Raw genomic sequence first — 19233 nt, 5'->3', positions numbered from 1 at the left:
GCCGACAGCCGCCCACCCTCCCGACACGGCACCCACCCCACCCCCACTCCACGACGGGGTGGGCAGACACCCCACCCGGCACGAGCGGGCACCCCGCACCCCCACCCGTCACAATGACCCCGTGCCCGAAGGAGACACGATCTGGCAGGCCGCCCACCGCCTGCACACCGCGCTCGCCGGGCGGGTCCTGACCCGCTCGGACCTCCGCGTGCCCCGTTTCGCCACCGCCGACCTCACCGGCCGCACCCTCCTCGACGTCACCCCACGGGGCAAGCACCTGCTGGCAAGGATCGAGGGCGGTCTCACCCTCCACTCCCACCTGCGGATGGACGGCGCCTGGCGGGTGTACGCCACCGGTGAGCGCCCGCGCGGTGGCCCGGACCACCAGATCCGGGCGATCCTCGGAAACACGGAGTCCACCGCGTACGGCTACCGGCTCCCGGTCCTGGAGCTGATCCGTACCGCCGACGAGTCCGACGCGGTGGGCCATCTCGGCCCGGACCTGCTCGGCCCCGGCTGGGATCCCGACGAGGCCGTGCGCCGGCTCACGGCCGACCCGGCCAGACCGCTCGGCGAGGCCCTGCTGGACCAGCGCAACCTGGCCGGCATCGGCAACGTGTACAAGTCGGAGCTGGCCTTCCTCGCCGGCGTCACCCCCTGGCTCCCGGTGGGCGACCTCGGCCCCGACGTCCCGGCCCGCCTGGTGGCGACCGCCCGCCGCCTCCTGGACGCGAACAAGGAACGGCCCGACCGGCGCACCACCACCACGCGCCGCCCCGGCACCCCGCTCCATGTCTACGGCCGGGCCGGCCACCCGTGCCTCCGCTGCGGCGCCCCGATCCGCAAGGCGGAGCTCGGCGACCGGGTCACGTACTGGTGCCCGGGCTGCCAGCGGGGCCCCGACGACCGGAACAGCGGCACCCTTCCCGGCCCCCACAATTGACGACCCGTCAGATCCGCCCGTACCGTCCGGACATGACGACAATCCCCGCGTACGACCTCACCGGCCGCACCGCGTTCGTCACCGGCGCCGCGAGCGGCATCGGGCGCGCGACGGCGGTCCTCCTCGCCCAGGCCGGCGCCACCGTGCACTGCGCGGACCGGGACGAGCCCGGACTCCGCGAGACCGTCTCCCTGGTAGAGGCGATGGGCGGCGCCGCCCACCCGCACCCCTTGGACGTCACCGACCGCGCCGCCCTCGCCGAGGCCGTGCGCGCGGCGGGCCCCCTCCACGTGATGGCGGCGGTCGCCGGGATCATGCACACGAGCTCGGTCCTGGAGACCCGCGAGGAGGACCTCGACCGCGTCCTCGCGGTCAACTTCAAAGGGGTGCTCTACGCCTGCCAGGAGGCGGCCCGCTCGATGATCGAAGCCGGCGTCCCCGGCTCGATCGTCACGATGGCCTCGGGCGCGATGGACACCGCGAGCCCGGGCCTGCTCTGCTACAGCGTCACCAAGGCCGCCGTGGTCCAGCTGACGAAGACCCTGGCGACGGAGGCCGGCCGGCACGGCATCCGGGTCAACGCGGTCGCCCCCGGGTGGATCCGCACCCCCATGACGGACCGCCACGAGCCGGCCGCGCAGCAACAGGCGGAGGCCGCGATGATCCGTCACTCACCACTGGGCCGGGTCGGCGAGGCCCAGGACATCGCGCACGCGGTCCTGCACCTCGCGTCCGACGCCTCCGCCTTCACGACGGGCCAGATCCTCCGCCCCAACGGCGGCGTCGCGATGCCCTGGTGACCCGCCGCACCAGCCCCCCCGACCATCCGGATCCCGCGGCGAGCGCCCCGCGCCGCCCCGACGAGGCCGCCACGTGCACCGGCAGCAGGCTCAGCCCCCAGCCGCCCGCGGCCACCGCGCCCTCGACGAGCCCGGTCTCCCCCGGCGCCAGCAGCAGGCGCAGCACGGCCCACCACCAGAACCCACCGGCCGCCAGCCCGATCGCGACCAGCGCGAGCGTCGCCGGCGGCACCCCTCGCCGTACCATGGCCGCCTCCTGCCGTCGACGCTAGACCGGCAGGATCACCCCGCGGGAGGGCGCACCGGAGGCAAACCCGGCGCACTCGGCCCAGTCGTACGTCCCCCCACCATGGCACGGCACACCGGAACCCGGCATCTCAGACAAATCGCCCCGACCGTCGTGGGCACCCTGCGCCGCGAACACGGCGGAGAAAGGAGAAGCCCCGGTCGGCGCCCCACGAGGGGGCACCGACCGGGGCTTCTCCCCGCTTCGGTTCAGGCAGCGACGACGTCCACCGCTTCCGCGGGTGCCTTGATGGTCACCCGCCCGGTGGGCACACCTGCCACCGACGTCACCGACACCGAGTTGAGCATCGGGCGTACCGGCGTCGGGACCGGTTCGCTCGCCGCTGCCGACTCGGCCAGTTCGGCCAGTGACAGCTCGTCGCTCACTTCACGCATGAGCTCGGACATCCGTACGTCCAGCGCGTCGCAGATCGCGGAGAGCAGTTCGGAGGATGCCTCCTTCTGCCCCCGCTCCACCTCGGAGAGATAGCCGAGCGAGACTCGGGCGGACGAGGAGACTTCGCGCAGAGTACGGCCTTGGCGCTGGCGCTGCCGACGCAGCACGTCACCCAACAGGCGACGGAGCAGAATCATCGGTGGCTCCCTCCTCGGACCGCGTAGCCGCATCCTTCACGCCCCACCGTACCGCCTCGCGCTGCGGCCGTGCGGGGAGCGATGTCGTGTTCACTCAGGGCTGCAAACATCAATTCCCCCCGTTGTGTTCCGTATCCTGTGCCCGCGCATTTCCCGAGAGTTCCTCGAGGAGCAGTTCCAGCACGCTCCGTACACTCTCTCTACGGATTTCCGCGCGGTCGCCGTTCAACCTCAACGAGACCACTTTCCCGGCGCGGGCGCCCGTCGTGGCCGGCCCGGCGACCGCCACGTAGACGGTTCCGACGGGCTGTCCGTCCTGCGGTTCGGGACCCGCGACCCCGGTCGTCGAGATCCCCCAGTCGGCGCCGAGCCGGTCCCGCGCACCGGCCGCCATCTGCAGCGCGACCTCGGGATCCACCGCACCGCGCTCCGCGAGCAGGGCCCTGTCGACGCCGAGCAGCTCGCGCTTGAGGGCCGTGGCGTAGGCCGTGACGGACCCCCGGAAGGCGGCCGAGGCGCCGGGCACGCCGGTGAGCTCTGCGGCCACCAGACCACCCGTGAGCGACTCCGCGGCGGCCACCGTGTGACCACGCTCCGCGAGCAGCGCCAGCACCCGGGCGGCCTCTGTCATCGTGTCGCCGTCTCCGACCGTGCCGCCGCCCGCTCCGCGGCGATCCCCTGCCGGCGCAGGACGACGGCCTGGCGGACGTAGTCCAGACCGGTCACGACCGTCAGCACGACGGCCACCGTCATCACCCAGAAGCGCAGGGTGGCGAGCGGGCCTGTGAGCATCAGCACGTACATGCCGACGGCCGTGCCCTGGGCCAGCGTCTTCATCTTCCCGCCGCGGCTGGCGGGGATGACACCGTGCCTGATCACCCAGAACCGCATCAGGGTGATCCCCAGCTCACGGGCGAGGATGACCCCGGTGACCCACCAGGGCAGGTCCCCGAGCGAGGACAGCGAGACGAGTCCGGCCGCCATGATCGCCTTGTCGGCGATCGGGTCGGCAATCTTCCCGAAGTCCGTGACGAGGTTGTAGGCACGGGCGAGGTGCCCGTCGAAGACATCCGTGATCATCGCGACGGCGAACGCGGCCCACGCCCAGGCGCGCCAGACGGGGTCGTGGCCGCCGTCCTGGAGGAGCAGCAGCACGAAGCCGGGCACGAGTACGAGCCGGATCATGGTCAGGATGTTCGCGATGTTCCACAGGCTGGCCTGGTTGACGGCCGCCGAGCCCAGCTTGCCGCGGGGCGCCGGCCTACCGGTCCCGCCCGTCGCGGATGCCGGGACTCCGGTCATCTGGCTGCCTCCTCGAAAAGACACTCGGCCACCAGGTCGACGCCTTCCGTGCCGACGACCTTCGCCCTGACCATACGGCCCGGGGCCAGGTCGGGGATCCCGCCGTCGGCCGTGGTGAGGATGACCTGGCCGTCGGTCTCGGGCGCCTGGTGGGCGGCGCGGCCGATCACGCCGTCCTCGTCGTCCAGGGACTCGACCAGTACCTCAAGGGTCTCTCCGATCCGCTCCTCCGCGCGCTGCGCGGTGAGCTCCTCGGCGAGCCGGGAGAGGTGGGCGAGCCGCTTGTCGACGACCTCCTGGTCGAGCTTGTGCTCGTACGTGGCGGCCTCGGTGCCGTCCTCGTCGGAGTAGCCGAAGACGCCGATGGCGTCGAGGCGCGCGTGGGTGATGAAGCGTTCCAGCTCGGCGAAGTCCGCCTCGGTCTCGCCGGGGAAGCCGACGATGAAGTTGGAGCGGGCACCGGCCGTCGGGGCCTTGGAGCGGATGGTCTCCAGGAGCTCCAGGAAGCGGTCGGTGTCGCCGAAGCGGCGCATGGCCCGCAGCACGTCGGGGGCGCTGTGCTGGAAGGAGAGGTCGAAGTACGGCACGACCTTGTCGGTCGACGTGAGGACGTCGATCAGGCCGGGGCGCATCTCGGCGGGCTGGAGGTAGCTGACGCGGACGCGCTCGATGCCGTCGACCGCGGCGAGGTCGGGCAGCAGGCTCTCCAGGAGCCGGATGTCACCGAGGTCCTTGCCGTAGGAGGTGTTGTTCTCGGAGACCAGCATGATCTCCTTCACCCCCTGCTCGGCGAGCCAGCGCGTCTCGTTCAGCACGTCCGAGGGACGGCGCGAGACGAAGGAGCCGCGGAAGGAGGGGATGGCGCAGAAGGAGCAGCGGCGGTCGCAGCCGGAGGCCAGCTTCACGGAGGCGACGGGGCTGGTGTCCAGGCGGCGGCGGAGCGGCGCGCGGGGCCCGGAGGCGGGCGCGAGGCCCTCCGGCAGGTCGCTCGGCACGTTCTCGGGGGCGTCCACGACACCGTGTCCCGGGAGGGCCACGGCGGCGGCCGCCTCCTGGCGCTCCACGGGCGAGAGCGGCAGCAGTCTGCGCCGGTCACGCGGGGTGTGGGCCTCGACGCTGCCACCGCTGAGGATGGTCTGGAGGCGGTTGGAGATGTCGGAGTAGTCGTCGAAGCCGAGGACTCCGTCGGCTTCCGGGAGGGCTTCGGCGAGTTCCTTGCCGTACCGCTCCGCCATACAACCGACGGCGACCACGGCCTGGGTGCGGCCGTGGTCCTTCAGATCATTGGCTTCGAGCAGGGCGTCGACGGAGTCCTTCTTGGCGGCCTCGACGAATCCACAGGTGTTGACGACGGCGACATCCGCGTCCTCGGCGTTCTCGACGAGCTCCCAGCCGTCCGCTGCCAAGCGGCCTGCGAGCTCCTCCGAGTCCACCTCGTTACGGGCGCAGCCAAGAGTGACAAGGGCGACGGTACGGCGTTCGGGCATGGACTCAAGACTACTTCGTCCCGGCCGTTCCCCCGTCGCGCAGGGTTCACCTGCGCGACAGAGGTCACATCGGGGGCCGTCTCACGGGGCTCAGCCCGCCTCGGGGTCACCCTTGGTGTAGGTCAGCCGCTCGACCTGACCGGATTCGAACTTGTCCGCGAGCTTCTTGCCGTTCACGTAGAGCTCGATCGCTCCGGCGTTGCCGAGGACGAGGTCGATGCGCTCGTCGTCCTGGAAGGTCTTGGACTCACCTTCGAGGAGCAGGCCGTCGAAGAGCAGCTTGCCGTCGTGGCCCTTGGCCGAGATCCAGCTCTTGTCGTCGATCGCGGAGAGCTTGACCGTGACCTTGTCCTGCGGGACCGCGGCGATCACGCTCTCGCTGGGCTTCGGGGCGACGGGCTTGACCGGCTTCGGCTTGGCGGCGGAGGTGGCCTTCTCCGGCGCGGGCGCCGGACCGCCGTCGGCCGTGGTGGTGCCCTTCGGGGCTTCGTTCCCGTTGAACATCGTGAAGCCGACGAACCCGACGACGGCGACGATGGCCGCGACCATCGCGGCGGTCCAGTTGGGCCGGCGCGGCTCGGGGCGGATGCGTTCCGCCTCGAACAGCGGGGCGGCGGGGGTGGGTGCGGGGCGGCCGCCGTGGTCGGCGTCGTACTGCTCGATCAGCGGAGCCGGATCGAGACCGACGGCGCGCGCGAGGGTACGGATGTGGCCGCGGGCGTAGACGTCGCCGCCACAGCGCGAGAAGTCGTCCTCCTCGATCGCGTGCACGATCGGAATCCGGACACGGGTGGAGGCACTGACCTCTTCGACGGTGAGACCGGCGGCGATGCGGGTCTGCTGGAGAGCGCGACCGATCGAGTCCCGGTCGTCTGCCGGGAAGATCCGGTCGTCTTCGGGGGAGTTGCCGATGGACACGAGAGCGCCTTTCGAGCGTGTAGCCACCTGCTGGACGTTCAGTCTATGGGTGGTACGAAAGGGTGGGGCAACCGGGCGGGTGCTGTTTGTACGCCATGAGGCTGGGACATCCTTCTGTCCCACCGTCCAACTTGACGTACGGCCAGGGGAAACGGTTGCCCACTGTTCCCTTACGAGTGAGTCTCGGCCGGGTCTCGATCGGGTACCCCCGCTCCCCCGCCACTACTCCCACCGGGTCACGCCCGGCCCCGTCCACCGGGCGGCGCGGCGACCGCGCTACGCCTCCGACTCCCCCCGGATCACGGCGAGGACCCCGTCCAGCTCGTCCGGCTTGACCAGAACGTCCCGCGCCTTCGAACCCTCGCTCGGCCCCACGATGTTCCGCGACTCCATCAGGTCCATCAGTCGGCCGGCCTTGGCGAAGCCGACGCGCAGCTTCCTCTGGAGCATCGACGTGGAGCCGAACTGCGTGGAGACGACCAGTTCGGCGGCCTGGCACAGCAGGTCGAGGTCGTCACCGATGTCCTCGTCGATCTCCTTCTTCTGCCGGGTCGCGACGGTGACGTCCTCCCGGAAGACCGGGGTCATCTGGTCCTTGCAGTGCTGCACGACGGCCGCGACCTCGTGCTCGGTGACGAAGGCACCCTGCATGCGGACGGGCTTGTTGGCACCCATCGGCAGGAACAGTCCGTCACCCTTTCCGATGAGCTTCTCGGCACCCGGCTGGTCGAGGATGACCCGGCTGTCGGCGAGCGAGGAGGTCGCGAACGCGAGCCTGGACGGCACGTTCGCCTTGATCAGACCGGTGACGACGTCCACGGACGGCCGCTGGGTGGCGAGCACGAGGTGGATGCCGGCGGCGCGCGCGAGCTGGGTGATGCGCACGATCGAGTCCTCGACGTCCCGCGGCGCCACCATCATCAGGTCGGCGAGCTCGTCGACGATGACCAGCAGGTACGGATACGGGTTGAGCTCCCGCTCGCTGCCCTCGGGCAGCTTGATCTTCCCGTCCCGGATCGCCTGGTTGAAGTCGTCGATGTGCCGGTAGCCGAAGGCCGCCAGGTCGTCGTAGCGGAGGTCCATCTCCTTCACCACCCACTGGAGGGCCTCGGCGGCCCGCTTGGGGTTGGTGATGATCGGGGTGATCAGGTGCGGGATGCCCTCGTACGCGGTGAGCTCGACCCGCTTCGGGTCGACGAGGACCATCCGGACGTCCTCGGGAGTCGCTCTTATCATGATCGAAGTGATCAGGCAGTTGATGCACGAGGACTTGCCGGAGCCGGTGGCCCCGGCCACCAGGACGTGCGGCATCTTCGCCAGGTTGGCCATCTCGTAGCCGCCCTCGACGTTCTTGCCGAGCGCCACCAGCATCGGATGGTCGTCCTCGGCAGCGGCCGCGAGCCGCAGCACGTCACCGAGGTTGACCATCTCCCGGTCGCTGTTGGGGATCTCGATGCCGACCGCGGACTTGCCGGGGATCGGCGAGATGATCCGCACGTCCGGGGAGGCCACGGCGTACGCGATGTTCTTGGTCAGGGCCGTGATCTTCTCGACCTTCACGGCGGGGCCGAGCTCGACCTCGTACCGCGTGACCGTCGGCCCCCGGGTGAACCCGGTGACGGCCGCGTCGACCTTGAACTCGGTGAAGACGTTGGAGAGCGAGTCCACCACCGCGTCGTTGGCCGCGCTGCGCGTCTTGCCGGGCCCGCCCCGCTCCAACAGGTCGAGCGACGGCAGGGAGTAGGTGATGTCGCCGGAGAGCTGGAGCTGCTCGGCCCGGGTCGGCAGATCGGTCGGCTCGGGGGCGGGCTTCGTCAGATCCGGTACGCCTCCGCCGGGCCGCTGGTCCCCACCACGGGCCGGCGGCACGGGAGCGGCCGGCGCCACCGTTTCCGACCCCTTCCCGGCGGCCTTCGCGGCGGCGTCCACGGCGGCCTTGCGGTCGGCGGTGACGTCCCTGGTCAGGTCGGCGACGATCGGGGACGGCGGCATCCCGTTGAGCACCGCTCCGTCGAGCGCGGCGGCCGCGGCCGCCGCGACGTCCACCGGGTCCAGGCCCGGGTCGAAGGCGGCCCGCTCGGACGGACGGCGCGCCGAACGGCCGCGCCGCTCCAGCATCTCGGCCTCGGCCCGGTCCACGTCGTAGGGGTCCGCAGGACCGTTGGCGCGCCTCCGTACGGGCCGGGTGGTCCGGGGCTGCGGCCGGGCGTCCCGCCACTCCTCGTCGTACCCCTCGTGACCCTCCGGCCCCCCGTAGGCCTCCGCCTCCGCCGGGTCCTCCGCGGGCTCGACGATGCCGAGCCTGGCGCCGAGGGCGCGCAGCCGCTGCGGGATCGCGTTGACCGGGGTGGCGGTGACGACGAGCAGCCCGAAGACCGTGAGCAGGACCAGCATGGGTACGGCGAGGACCTCGCCCATCATGAAGACCAGGGGCTGGGACGCGGCCCAGCCGATCAGGCCGCCCGCGTCCTGCATGGCCTCGCTGCCGTCGCCGCGCCCGGGCGAACCGCAGGCGATGTGGACCTGGCCGAGGACGCCGATGACGAGCGCGGACAGGCCGATGCTGATCCGGCCGTTGGCCTCGGGCCTCTCCGGATAGAGGATCAGCCGCACGCCGATCGCGCCGACGAGCAGCGGGACGAGCAGGTCGAGCCGGCCGAAGGACCCGGTCACCAGCATCTCGACGAGGTCGCCGACCGGGCCGCGCAGGTTGGACCACGTGCCGGCGGCGACGATCAGCGCGACACCGAGCAGCAGCAGCGCGAGCCCGTCCTTGCGGTGGGCCGGATCGAGGCCCTTGGCACCACGCCCTATCCCCCGGAACATCGCCCCGACCGCGTGGGCGAGGCCCAGCCAGGCCCCGCGCGCGAGCCGGTAGACGCCGCCGGTCGGGGACGGGGCGGGCCGCGGAGCGGCCCTCTTCGCCGCCGGCTTCCGCGCGGGAGCGCGCTTGGCGGGCGCGGCCTTCTTGGCCGGTGCCTTCTTCGCGGGCGGCTTGGCGGGGGACTTCGCGGGTGCCGCTTTCTTCGCGGCGCCCGTGGTACGGCCGGCGCGCGGCTTTGCGGTGCCCGCCGTGGACTGGGAACCCTTGCCGGACGTACGTGAAGCCATGATGCCGAGGTTACCGGTGTGAAGACCGGCTGTCCGCCTCACCCGTTCGTGTCGCCCCTGCCGGGGCACGAAGCTGACGCCGCCTCACTCCGGAGCGGGACACGCCGGAACCGCCGGTGACGGCGCGTCAGCCCTGGGCGGGGAGGGTCGGCGCGGCGCCCGTGCCCGGCTCCAGCGCGTCCAGCGCCCGGCGCAAGCCGGTGAGCTTGCGCTCCAGATGCGCGGCGGTGGCGACGGCGGCCGCGTCGGCGGAGTCGTCGTCGAGCTGCTTCGACAGCGCCTCCGCCTGCTCCTCGACGGCCGCGAGCCGGGCGGAGAGCTCGGCCAGCAGACCGGCGGACTCCTTGCCGTGCCCCGCCTCGCCGCCGCCCTCCAACTGCAGCCGCAGCAGGGCGGCCTGCTCGCGCAGCTTGCAGTTCTTCATGTACAGCTCGACGAAGACGGAGACCTTGGCCCGCAGCACCCACGGGTCGAAGGGCTTCGAGATGTAGTCGACCGCCCCGGCCGCGTACCCACGGAAGGTGTGGTGGGGGCCGTGGTTGATGGCGGTCAGGAAGATGATCGGGATGTCCCGGGTCCGCTCCCGCCGCTTGATGTGCGCGGCGGTCTCGAAGCCGTCCATCCCCGGCATCTGGACGTCGAGCAGGATGACCGCGAAGTCGTCCGTCAACAGCGCCTTGAGCGCTTCCTCCCCGGACGATGCCCGCACCAGCGTCTGATCGAGCGCGGAGAGAATGGCCTCCAGCGCCAGCAGATTCTCCGGCCGGTCATCGACCAGGAGGATCTTGGCCTTCTGCACCATGCCCCGTCCTCCTCGCCCCGGCAACGGCTCTCCCCGGCTCCCCGAACCGGGGGAAGCACCGGGCGCCGCCCCTGAAGACGACTCCCTAACGCCGTCCGTCCTTGTGCCGGTCATCGTAGCCGCACCCCGCCCGTCGCCACACCCTGTCACCGCGATGTCACAGCGCACGTACCGGAAACGCGGTGGGAGACCAGAAGGTTCCCCGTATCCCGGCCTCTCACACCCCCGTGGCGACAGTCCGACGGCGAAGGCCCGGAGCGCGCGCGGGCCCGCGGTGCCAGGCGTTTCCCCCGCACCACGGGCCCCGCCGCGGACTCACTCCCCCCGCATCCACTGCTCCATGACGGACAGCAGGTGATCGGGGTCGACCGGCTTGGTCACATAGTCCGAGGCGCCCGACTCGATCGCCTTCTCCCGGTCGCCCTTCATCGCCTTCGCCGTCAGCGCGATGATCGGCAGCCCCGCGAACTGCGGCATGCGCCGGATCGCCGTCGTCGTCGCGTACCCGTCCATCTCGGGCATCATGATGTCCATCAGGACGATCGTCACGTCGTCGTGCTGCTCCAGGACCTCGATGCCCTCCCGGCCGTTCTCCGCGTAGAGCACCGCGAGCCCGTGCTGCTCCAGGACGCTGGTCAGCGCGAAGACGTTACGGATGTCGTCGTCGACGATGAGCACCTTCTCGCCCGAGAAGCCGAAGGTGCGGCGCGGCGCGGCCTCCGCCTCCTGCTCCACCCGGTCGGCCGCGAACTGCTGACCGGGCTGCCCCGGCACCGCCGTGCGCGCCCCGGTCGCCTCCGCCGCCGCCTTCCGCCGGTGCCGGAAGAGCGCCCCGGCCCCGGACCGCGCCTCCGTCCGCACCGGCGGCGGCGGGAAGTGCGGGAACGAGTGGACGGACCCGGCCGCCCCCTCCGCCATGTCCTGCCGCGGGTCGTCGGCGTCCTGCGCCCCCTGCCCGAAGGCACCCGGCGGCAGCTCCGTCGGGCTCAGCGGCAGGTAGAGCGTGAACGTCGAACCGCGGCCCGGCTCGCTCGCCGCGAAGATCTCGCCGCCGAGCAGCCGCGCGATCTCCCGGCTGATCGACAGGCCCAGACCCGTACCGCCGTACTTCCGGCTGGTCGTGCCGTCGGCCTGCTTGAACGCCTCGAAGATGACCCGCATCTTGCTCGCCGCGATCCCGATCCCGGTGTCGGTGACCGAGAACGCGATCAGGTCGGCCTCCGGGTCGCGCAGCGAACCCGCCTCCAGGAGCTGCTCCCGGATCGACTGCGGGACATCCGCCCCGGCCGGCCGGATCACCAGTTCCACCGCGCCCGTGTCGGTGAACTTCACCGCGTTGGACAGGAGGTTGCGGAGCACCTGGAGCAGGCGCTGTTCGTCGGTGTGGAGGGTGGCCGGCAGCTCGGGCGAGACCCGCACCGAGAAGTCGAGCCCCTTCTCCGCCGTGAGCGGCCGGAAGGTCGCCTCCACGTAGTCGACGAGCTGGACGAGGGCGATCCGGGTCGGCGAGACGTCCATCTTGCCCGCCTCGACCTTGGACAGGTCGAGGATGTCGTTGATCAGCTGGAGCAGGTCCGAACCGGCGCCGTGGATGGTCTCCGCGAACTCGACCTGCTTCGGCGTCAGATTGGTCTCGGCGTTGTCCGCGAGCAACTTGGCCAGGATCAGGAGGGAGTTGAGCGGGGTGCGCAGCTCGTGCGACATGTTGGCGAGGAACTCGGACTTGTAGCGCATGGAGACGGCGAGCTGTTCGGCCCGCTCCTCCAGGACCTGCCGGGCCTCCTCGATCTCGGTGTTCTTCACCTCGATGTCGCGGTTCTGCCGGGCGAGCAGCTCGGCCTTCTCCTCCAGCTCCAGGTTGGAGCCCTGGAGCTCCTTCTGCCGGTGCTCCAGCTCGGCCGAGCGCTCCTTGAGCTGCTCGGTGAGCTCCTGCGACTGCTGGAGCAGCACCTCGGTCTTGGTGTTGACGCTGATGGTGTTGACGGTGGTCGCGATCAACTCGGCGATCTGGTTGAGGAAGTCGCGCTGGATCTGCGTGAACGGCTGGAAGGAGGCCAGCTCGATCACGCCGAGGACCTTCCCCTCGAAGAGGACCGGAAGGACGATCACATGCGCGGGCGACGCCTCGCCGAGCCCGGAGGAGATCTTCAGGTAGCCGGGCGGCACGTGGAGCTGGATGGTCCGCTTCTCGTCGGCCGCCGTCCCGATGAGGGTCTCCCCGGGCCGGAAGGAGGTCGGCATGGACCCGGTGGAGTATCCGTAACTCCCCCGCATCCGCAGCTCGTAGGAGCCGTCGCCCTCACCGACGAGTTCGGCGTCGCTGTGGGCGGAGCCCGTCGGCATGGCCACGAAGAAGGCGCCGTGCTGGGCCGAGACCACCGGCGTCAGCTCGCTCATGATGAGCGAGGCCACGTCGTCGAGGTCCCGGCGGCCCTGCATGAGGCCGGAGATGCGGGCCAGGTTGCTCTTGAGCCAGTCCTGCTCGTCGTTGGCGAGGGTGGTGTCGCGCAGGTTGGCGATCATCGTGTTGATGTTGTCCTGGAGCGCCTGGATCTCGCCGGCCGCGTCCACACCGTCGATCTTGACGTTGAGGTCGCCGCGGGTCACCGCGGTGGCGACGGCCGCGATGGCCCGCACCTGGCGGGTGAGGTTCCCGGCCATCTCGTTCACGGACTCGGTGAGATCGCTCCAGGTGCCCTCGACGTCCCGGACCCGGGCCTGGCCGCCGAGCTGCCCGTCGGTGCCCACCTCGCGCGCCACGCGGGTGACCTCCTCGGCGAAGTTCGACAGCTGGTCGACCATCGTGTTGATGGTGTTCTTCAGCTCCTGGATCTCACCGCGCGCGTCGATGTCGATCTTCTTGGTGAGGTCGCCCTTGGCGATGGCGGTGGTGACGGCGGCGATCTGCCGCACCTGACCGGTGAGGTTGTCGGCCATCGAGTTCACCGACTCGGTCAGGTCCTTCCAGGTGCCGGAGACACCCGGAACCCGTGCCTGGCCGCCCAGTTCGCCCTCCGTACCCACCTCACGCGCCACGCGCGTGACCTCGTCCGCGAAGGACGACAGGGTCGTCACCATGGTGTTGACGGTCTCGGCGAGCTCGGCGACCTCGCCCCGCGCCTCGACCGTCACCTTCTTGGTCAGGTCGCCGTTGGCGACGGCCGCCGACACCCGGGAGATGTTCCGCACCTGACTGGTCAGGTTGTTGGCCATCAGGTTGACGTTGTCGCTGAGGTCCTTCCAGGTACCGGTGACGCCCCGCACCCGCGCCTGACCGCCCAGGATGCCCTCCGTGCCCACCTCGCGGGCCACGCGCGTGACCTCGTCCGCGAAGTTCGACAGCTGGTCGACCATCGTGTTGACGGTCGTCACCAGCTCCAGGATCTCGCCCCGGGCGTCGACGGTGATCTTCTTCGAGAGGTCGCCCTTGGCGACGGCCGTCGTGACCTCGGCGATGTTCCGCACCTGGATGGTGAGGTTGTTCGCCATGAAGTTCACCGACTGGGTGAGGTCCTTCCAGGTGCCGGAGACACCCTGCACCTCGGCCTGACCACCCAGGATGCCCTCGGTGCCCACCTCGCGGGCCACCCGGGTCACCTGCTCGGCGAAGTTCGAGAGCTGGTCCACCATCGTGTTGAGGGTGTTCTTCAGCTCCAGGATCTCGCCGCGCGCGTCCACGTCGATCTTCTGCGACAGGTCACCGCGCGCGACCGCCGTGGCGACCTGAGCGATGTTGCGCACCTGGGTGGTGAGGTTCCCGGCCATGCCGTTCACCGAGTCCGTCAGGTCACGCCACACACCGGCCACACCCGGCACCTGCGCCTGTCCACCCAGCCGGCCGTCGGTGCCCACCTCGCGGGCCACCCGGGTCACCTGCTCGGCGAACGCGGAGAGCTGGTCGACCATCGTGTTGATGGTGTTCTTCAGCTCCAGGATCTCGCCCCGCGCGTCCACGTCGATCTTCTGCGACAGGTCGCCGCGGGCCACGGCCGTCGTCACCTGCGCGATCTGCCGCACCTGCGAGGTCAGGTTGCCCGCCATGAAGTTCACCGAGTCGGTGAGCTCCCGCCACCGCCCGGAGACGCCGTCCACCCGCGCCTGACCGCCGAGCCGGCCCTCGGTGCCCACGTCCCGGGCCATCCGGGTCACCTGGTCCGCGAACGACGACAGCTGCGACACCATCGTGTTGACGGTGTTCTTCAGCTCCAGCATCTCGCCGGCCACGTCGACCGTGACCTTCTGCGACAGATCACCGTTGGCCACCGCCGTCGTCACCTGCGCGATGTCCCGCACCTGACCGGTCAGGTTGCGGAAGGCCGTGTTCACCGAGTCGGTGAGGTCCTTCCAGGTCCCCGCCGCGCCCTGCACCTCGGCCTGACCGCCGAGCAGACCCTCGACACCGACCTCCCGGGCCACCCGGGTCACCTCGGAACCGAAGGCCGACAGCTGGTCCACCATCGTGTTGACGGTGTTCTTCAGCTCCAGCATCTCACCGGCCACGTCGACCGTGACCTTCTGCGACAGGTCACCGTTGGCCACCGCCGTCGTCACCTGCGCGATGTCCCGCACCTGCGTGGTGATGTTCCGGAAGACGGTGTTGACGGAGTCCGTGAGGTCCTTCCACGTCCCCGCGGCCCCCGGCACCTGCGCCTGACCGCCGAGCAGACCCTCCGCGCCGACCTCGCCCGACACCCGGGTCACCTCGTCGGCGAAGATCCGCAGCGTCTTCGTCATCTGGTTGATGGTGTCCGCCAGCTGCGCGATCTCGCCGCGCGCCGACACCCGCACCTTCTGCGACAGATCGCCGTTGGCGACCGCCATCGTGACCTCGGCGATGCCACGCACCTGGTTGGTCAGGTTGCCCGCCATCGTGTTGACGGAGTCGGTGAGGTCCTTCCAGACACCCGCGACCCCGGCCACCTCGGCCTGCCCGCCGAGCTCGCCCTCCGTACCCACCTCGCGGGCGACACGGGTCACCTCGGAGGAGAACGAGGAGAGCTGGTCCACCATCCGGTTGACGGTGTTCTTCAGCTCCAGCATCTCGCCGGCGACGTTCGCCGTGACCTTCTGCGACAGATCGCCGTTGGCGACCGCCGTCGTCACCAGGGCGATGTCCCGCACCTGGGCCGTCAGCCGGTTCGCCATGGTGTTGACCGAGTCCGTGAGGTCCTTCCACGAACCGGACACCCCGCGCACCTGCGCCTGCCCGCCCAGCTTGCCGTCGGTACCCACCTCGACGGCGACCCTGGTCACCTCGGAGGCGAACACCGACAACTGGTCGACCAGGTTGTTGACCGTACGGGCGACCTTGAGGAACTCCCCGCGCAGCGGCCGTACCGTCCCGTCGGCACCCTCCGAACGCAGGTCCATCCGCTGTTCCAGATCACCCTCGGCCACCGCCGAGAGCACCCGTCCCACCTCGGACACCGGCCGGGCCAGATCGTCGACGAGCGCGTTCGCGGCCTCGATCGCCGCCGCCCACGCCCCCTCGCCGGCGCCCGCCTCCAGGCGCTCGGACAGCTTGCCCTCGCGCCCCACCACCCGGCGGACCCGCGTCAGCTCGCCCGTCACGTGCATCTGCCGGTCGGCGACCTCGTTGAACACGGCGGAGATCTCCGCCATGACCCCGTCGCCGGACACCGTGAGCCGCCTGCGGAGGTTCCCGTCCCGCATCGACACCAGCGCGGCCAGCAGCCGCTCCAGCGCCGCCGCGTCGACCTGAACCGTCCCCCCACGGGAACGCCCGCCCCTCGCGCGCGTACCGCTGCCTCCGCCGCGTCGCGCCGCCGTGCCAGGTTCCACCGTGTCCCTCCCGAAAGGGGTCGACCGTACCGCTCCGGCTCCCGCCGGTAGCCTGCCCAGTGTTTCACCGCCACCGAACCAGGCGATAACAGTTCGGCAGCTTCGTACAGCGTCCCTACCCCCTGGGGACGGAATCAGCGGTGACCGGCATCCGCTCGGACAGTGAAGGTAAGTAACCTGGCTTCCGGCTGTCCAACCGCCCCGGTCCGCCCGGCGGGGGCGGTGTGGTGCGGATACGACCACCGGGCAGCGGGAGGGACAGACCGAGCATGGCAGAGCCGGGCGTCGAGACGCGTACGAGGAGTGCTGTGATCACCGCGCGGGCGACTGCCAGCTTCGAGCCCGTCGGGCGGTCCGTCGCGGCCGCCCGCGCCTTCGTCAGGGACACCCTCCAGGGCTGGGGACACCCCGAACTCGTCGACGACGCCGTCGTCCTCACCAGCGAGCTCGTCACCAACGCCGTCATCCACGCCGGCACCTCCGCCGAAGTCCTCTGCCTCCGCGCCGACGACAGCATCCGCGTCGAGGTCTCCGACCGCTACCCCGAGCGCGAGATCCCCGTCCAGAGCGGCCGCACGCTCGGCAGCCCCGACCGCGAGAACGGCCGGGGACTGCTCCTCTGCGCCGCCCTCGCCCACCGCTGGGGCGTCGACTACACCCCCACCCGCAAGCACGTCTGGTTCCACCTCGACCTCCCCCGGCGCCCGGTCGGCACCCGCTCCGCGGGCCCCGTCCTCCCCGACGCCCTCCTCCCGGTCGCCGACAGCCGCGTCCGCGTCGCCGTCGCCCAGATCGACCGCGGCGGAGCCGTCACCGCCTGGAACGAGGACGCCGAGGAGCTCTTCGGATACGACTCCGAGCAGGTCACCGGCAAGCCCCTCGGCGACCTCGCGGCCTGGCCCCACACCCCCGGCATCGGCACCGGCCTCGCCGAGGCCCTGCGTCTCTCCCGCTGGGAGGGCAGCTACGGCATCCGCTGCGCCGACGGCCGCGTCGTCCCCGTGTACGCCTCGCACCTCCGGGTCCGCGACGCCCAGGGCGAACCGTCCACCGTCTGCCTCCTGGTACGCGAGCACGAGCGGGCCGTCCTCCAGACCCCGCAGCGCCCCGCCGTCGAGCCGGGCGCCGAGAGCCGCACCACGGACCCCTTCGAGGTCTTCATCGGCTCCCCGGCCCCCGACGACCTCGACGGCCTCCTCCAGCGCACGGTCGAACGCGCCCGCGACATGCTCGACGGCGACGCCGCCTTCCTGCTCCTGGCCACCGACGACGAGACGGAACTGGAGGTGAGGGCGACCACCGGCCTCCCGGCCGCCCGCCAGCGCTTCGCCCGCGTCCCCGTCGAGACCGGCGCCAGCCGCTACGGCTCCGCCCGGATGCCCGCCGTCCACGAGGACCTGGCCGCCGTCCCCGGCGCCGTCCCGCTCCTCGAAGGCACCGGCATGCGCTCGGTGGTCACCGTGCCCCTCAAGGTCGAGGGCCGGCTCACCGGCTCCCTCGGCGTCGCCGCCGAGGCCGCGAACCGCTACTCCAACGAGGAGGCCCTCCGCCTCCAGTTCGCCGCCGACCGCATCGCCCTGGCCGTGGAGTCCGCCCGCCTGGGCGAACTGGAGCGACTGCGCCGCGGCTCCCTCAGCTTCCTCGTCGAGGCCTCCGACCTCCTCGCGGGCACCCTCGACCGCGACCAGACCCTGGCCCTGATGGCCCAGATGACGGTCCCGACCCTCGCGACCTGGTGCGCCGTCTACACGATCGCCGACCAGTCCTCCGACCCGTACCTCTCGTACGTGCTCCACGAGGACGAGGACCGCATCGACGGCCTGAAGGAGCTGCTCTCCTCGATCGCCCCGCCCGACCCGGTGCCGACCCCCGGCGCCCGCGTCTGGACCGCGCCGGGAGACGCCGCCCACCGGGCCGCGCTCACGGCCTCGGTCCGCGCCCTCGACCACCCGACGAGCCCGCTGTCCTCCGGCATCGACACGACCCTGGCCACCGCGAGCACGGTCGCCGGCGAGACGGTCGTCCTGCCGCTGGTCGCCCGCAACCGGGTCATCGGCATGCTGACCCTCGGCAGGCCCTCGGAGGACCACTTCCGCCAGGAGATCCTGGAGCTCGCCGAGGACCTCTCGCGCCGGGCCGCCCTCGCCCTGGACAACGCCCGCCTGTACTCGGAGCGCGTGGCGATCAGCCAGTCCCTCCAGCGCAGCCTCCTCCCGCCCGGCCTCCCCGAGATCCCGGGCGTCGAGGTCGACGTCATCTACCGGGCCGCGGGCGAGGGCAACGAGGTCGGAGGCGACTTCTACGACCTGTTCCCGATCCGCGACGGCGCCTACGGCTTCGCCATCGGCGACGTCTGCGGTACGGGCCCGGAGGCGGCTGCCGTCACCGGCCTGGCCCGGCACGCCCTGCGTCTCCTGGCCCGCGAGGGCTTCGGCGGCCCGGCCGTCCTGGAGCGGCTCAACGCGGCGATCCTCGACGAGGGCGCCCGCAGCCGCTTCCTGACCCTGCTGTACGGCGAGATGCACCCGCAGGAGGACGGATCGGCGATCCTCAAGGTCGTCTGCGCCGGCCACCCGCTCCCGCTCCGCCTCCGCCCCGACGGCACGGTGAGCCCGGCCGCCGAGCCCCAGCCCCTCCTCGGCGTGATGGAGGACCTCGAACTGTACGAGGAGACCATCACGCTCGATCCGGGCGACGTCCTCCTGTGCGTCACGGACGGCGTGACGGAACGCCGCGAAGGCACTCGCATGCTGGGCGACGACGGCCTGGCGGAGGTCCTCAAGACCTGTACGGGCCTCACGGCCGGCGCTGTCGCCTCCCGCGTGCTCCGCGCGGTGGAGCGCTTCGCCCAGGCCCCCGCCTCCGACGACATGGCCATCCTGGCGCTCCGTCTCCGAGAGCCGGACGACCGCTGACGCCACCGCGGCGATCCCCGAAAGGGGGTCGCCGCCCCGCGTCCCCGTCTGTCCGGGGAACGCAAAAAGGCCCCCGCCACAAGGCGGGGGCCTTTTCACTTGGAGCCCTTTAACGGAATCGAACCGTTGACCTTCTCCTTACCATGGAGACGCTCTACCGACTGAGCTAAAAGGGCGGGTGTTCGGCGGCGTCCTACTCTCCCACAGGGTCCCCCCTGCAGTACCATCGGCGCTGAAAGGCTTAGCTTCCGGGTTCGGAATGTAACCGGGCGTT

12 protein-coding genes, 1 tRNA gene and 1 rRNA gene are annotated in these 19233 nt (G+C 71.3%); 3 read left to right on the top strand and 11 right to left on the bottom strand.

What is annotated here, in order from left to right:
- The first annotated feature begins 121 nt into the window (after positions 1-121).
- On the top strand, positions 122-943 hold the full coding sequence (locus ABT129_RS30910; RefSeq protein ID WP_351908197.1) for a DNA-formamidopyrimidine glycosylase family protein: 822 nt from the start codon (positions 122-124) through the stop codon (positions 941-943).
- Positions 944-975: 32 nt separating this feature from the next.
- The gene (locus tag ABT129_RS30905; RefSeq protein ID WP_351908195.1) at positions 976-1743 is read left to right on the top strand and encodes an SDR family NAD(P)-dependent oxidoreductase; all 768 of its coding nucleotides are present in this window, start codon (positions 976-978) and stop codon (positions 1741-1743) included.
- Here the strand turns inward: ABT129_RS30905 and ABT129_RS30900 are convergent.
- The 9 genes from ABT129_RS30900 to ABT129_RS30860 all read right to left on the bottom strand — a co-directional run bounded on the left by ABT129_RS30900 (position 1691) and on the right by ABT129_RS30860 (position 16044).
- Positions 1691-1990, bottom strand: coding sequence for a hypothetical protein (locus ABT129_RS30900; RefSeq protein ID WP_351908193.1), 300 nt, complete (start codon positions 1988-1990; stop codon positions 1691-1693). The genes ABT129_RS30905 and ABT129_RS30900 overlap by 53 nt on opposite strands.
- A gap of 248 nt (positions 1991-2238) precedes the next feature.
- Positions 2239-2622, bottom strand: coding sequence for a helix-turn-helix domain-containing protein (locus tag ABT129_RS30895; RefSeq protein ID WP_024758922.1), 384 nt, complete (start codon positions 2620-2622; stop codon positions 2239-2241).
- Positions 2623-2731: 109 nt separating this feature from the next.
- Positions 2732-3253 carry a CinA family protein gene (locus ABT129_RS30890; RefSeq protein WP_351908191.1) on the bottom strand — a complete coding sequence of 174 codons (522 nt, stop codon included), beginning with the start codon at positions 3251-3253 and terminating at the stop codon, positions 2732-2734.
- A complete protein-coding gene (gene pgsA, locus ABT129_RS30885; RefSeq protein WP_351908189.1) occupies positions 3250-3924 on the bottom strand; it encodes a CDP-diacylglycerol--glycerol-3-phosphate 3-phosphatidyltransferase in 675 nt (224 codons plus the stop codon). Before pgsA ends, ABT129_RS30890 begins: the two co-directional genes overlap by 4 nt.
- A complete protein-coding gene (rimO, locus tag ABT129_RS30880) occupies positions 3921-5411 on the bottom strand; it encodes a 30S ribosomal protein S12 methylthiotransferase RimO (RefSeq protein WP_351908187.1) in 1491 nt (496 codons plus the stop codon). The genes pgsA and rimO overlap by 4 nt, the downstream gene beginning before the upstream one ends.
- 90 nt (positions 5412-5501) lie before the next feature.
- Positions 5502-6329, bottom strand: a complete 828-nt coding sequence (locus ABT129_RS30875; protein WP_351908185.1) for a helix-turn-helix domain-containing protein — start codon at positions 6327-6329, stop codon at positions 5502-5504.
- A 276-nt stretch (positions 6330-6605) separates the two neighbouring features.
- The gene (locus ABT129_RS30870) at positions 6606-9440 is read right to left on the bottom strand and encodes a DNA translocase FtsK (RefSeq protein ID WP_351908183.1); all 2835 of its coding nucleotides are present in this window, start codon (positions 9438-9440) and stop codon (positions 6606-6608) included.
- A 127-nt stretch (positions 9441-9567) separates the two neighbouring features.
- Positions 9568-10242, bottom strand: a complete 675-nt coding sequence (locus ABT129_RS30865) for a response regulator (protein ID WP_351908181.1) — start codon at positions 10240-10242, stop codon at positions 9568-9570.
- A 315-nt stretch (positions 10243-10557) separates the two neighbouring features.
- A complete protein-coding gene (locus ABT129_RS30860) occupies positions 10558-16044 on the bottom strand; it encodes a HAMP domain-containing protein (RefSeq protein ID WP_351908179.1) in 5487 nt (1828 codons plus the stop codon).
- A gap of 269 nt (positions 16045-16313) precedes the next feature.
- Here ABT129_RS30860 and ABT129_RS30855 point away from each other — a divergent pair, with 269 nt between their 5' ends.
- Positions 16314-18959, top strand: coding sequence for a SpoIIE family protein phosphatase (locus tag ABT129_RS30855; protein WP_351908177.1), 2646 nt, complete (start codon positions 16314-16316; stop codon positions 18957-18959).
- A 100-nt stretch (positions 18960-19059) separates the two neighbouring features.
- Here the strand turns inward: ABT129_RS30855 and ABT129_RS30850 are convergent.
- Both ABT129_RS30850 and rrf read right to left on the bottom strand, forming a co-directional pair.
- Positions 19060-19135, bottom strand: a tRNA-Thr gene (locus ABT129_RS30850).
- A 4-nt stretch (positions 19136-19139) separates the two neighbouring features.
- Positions 19140-19233 (bottom strand): 5S ribosomal RNA (rrf, locus tag ABT129_RS30845); the annotation flags it as partial.

It is taken from the genome of Streptomyces sp. NPDC002057, assembly GCF_040296665.1.
In the GTDB taxonomy this organism is placed as follows: domain Bacteria; phylum Actinomycetota; class Actinomycetes; order Streptomycetales; family Streptomycetaceae; genus Streptomyces.
This window is presented reverse-complemented; position numbering and strand designations above follow the sequence as displayed.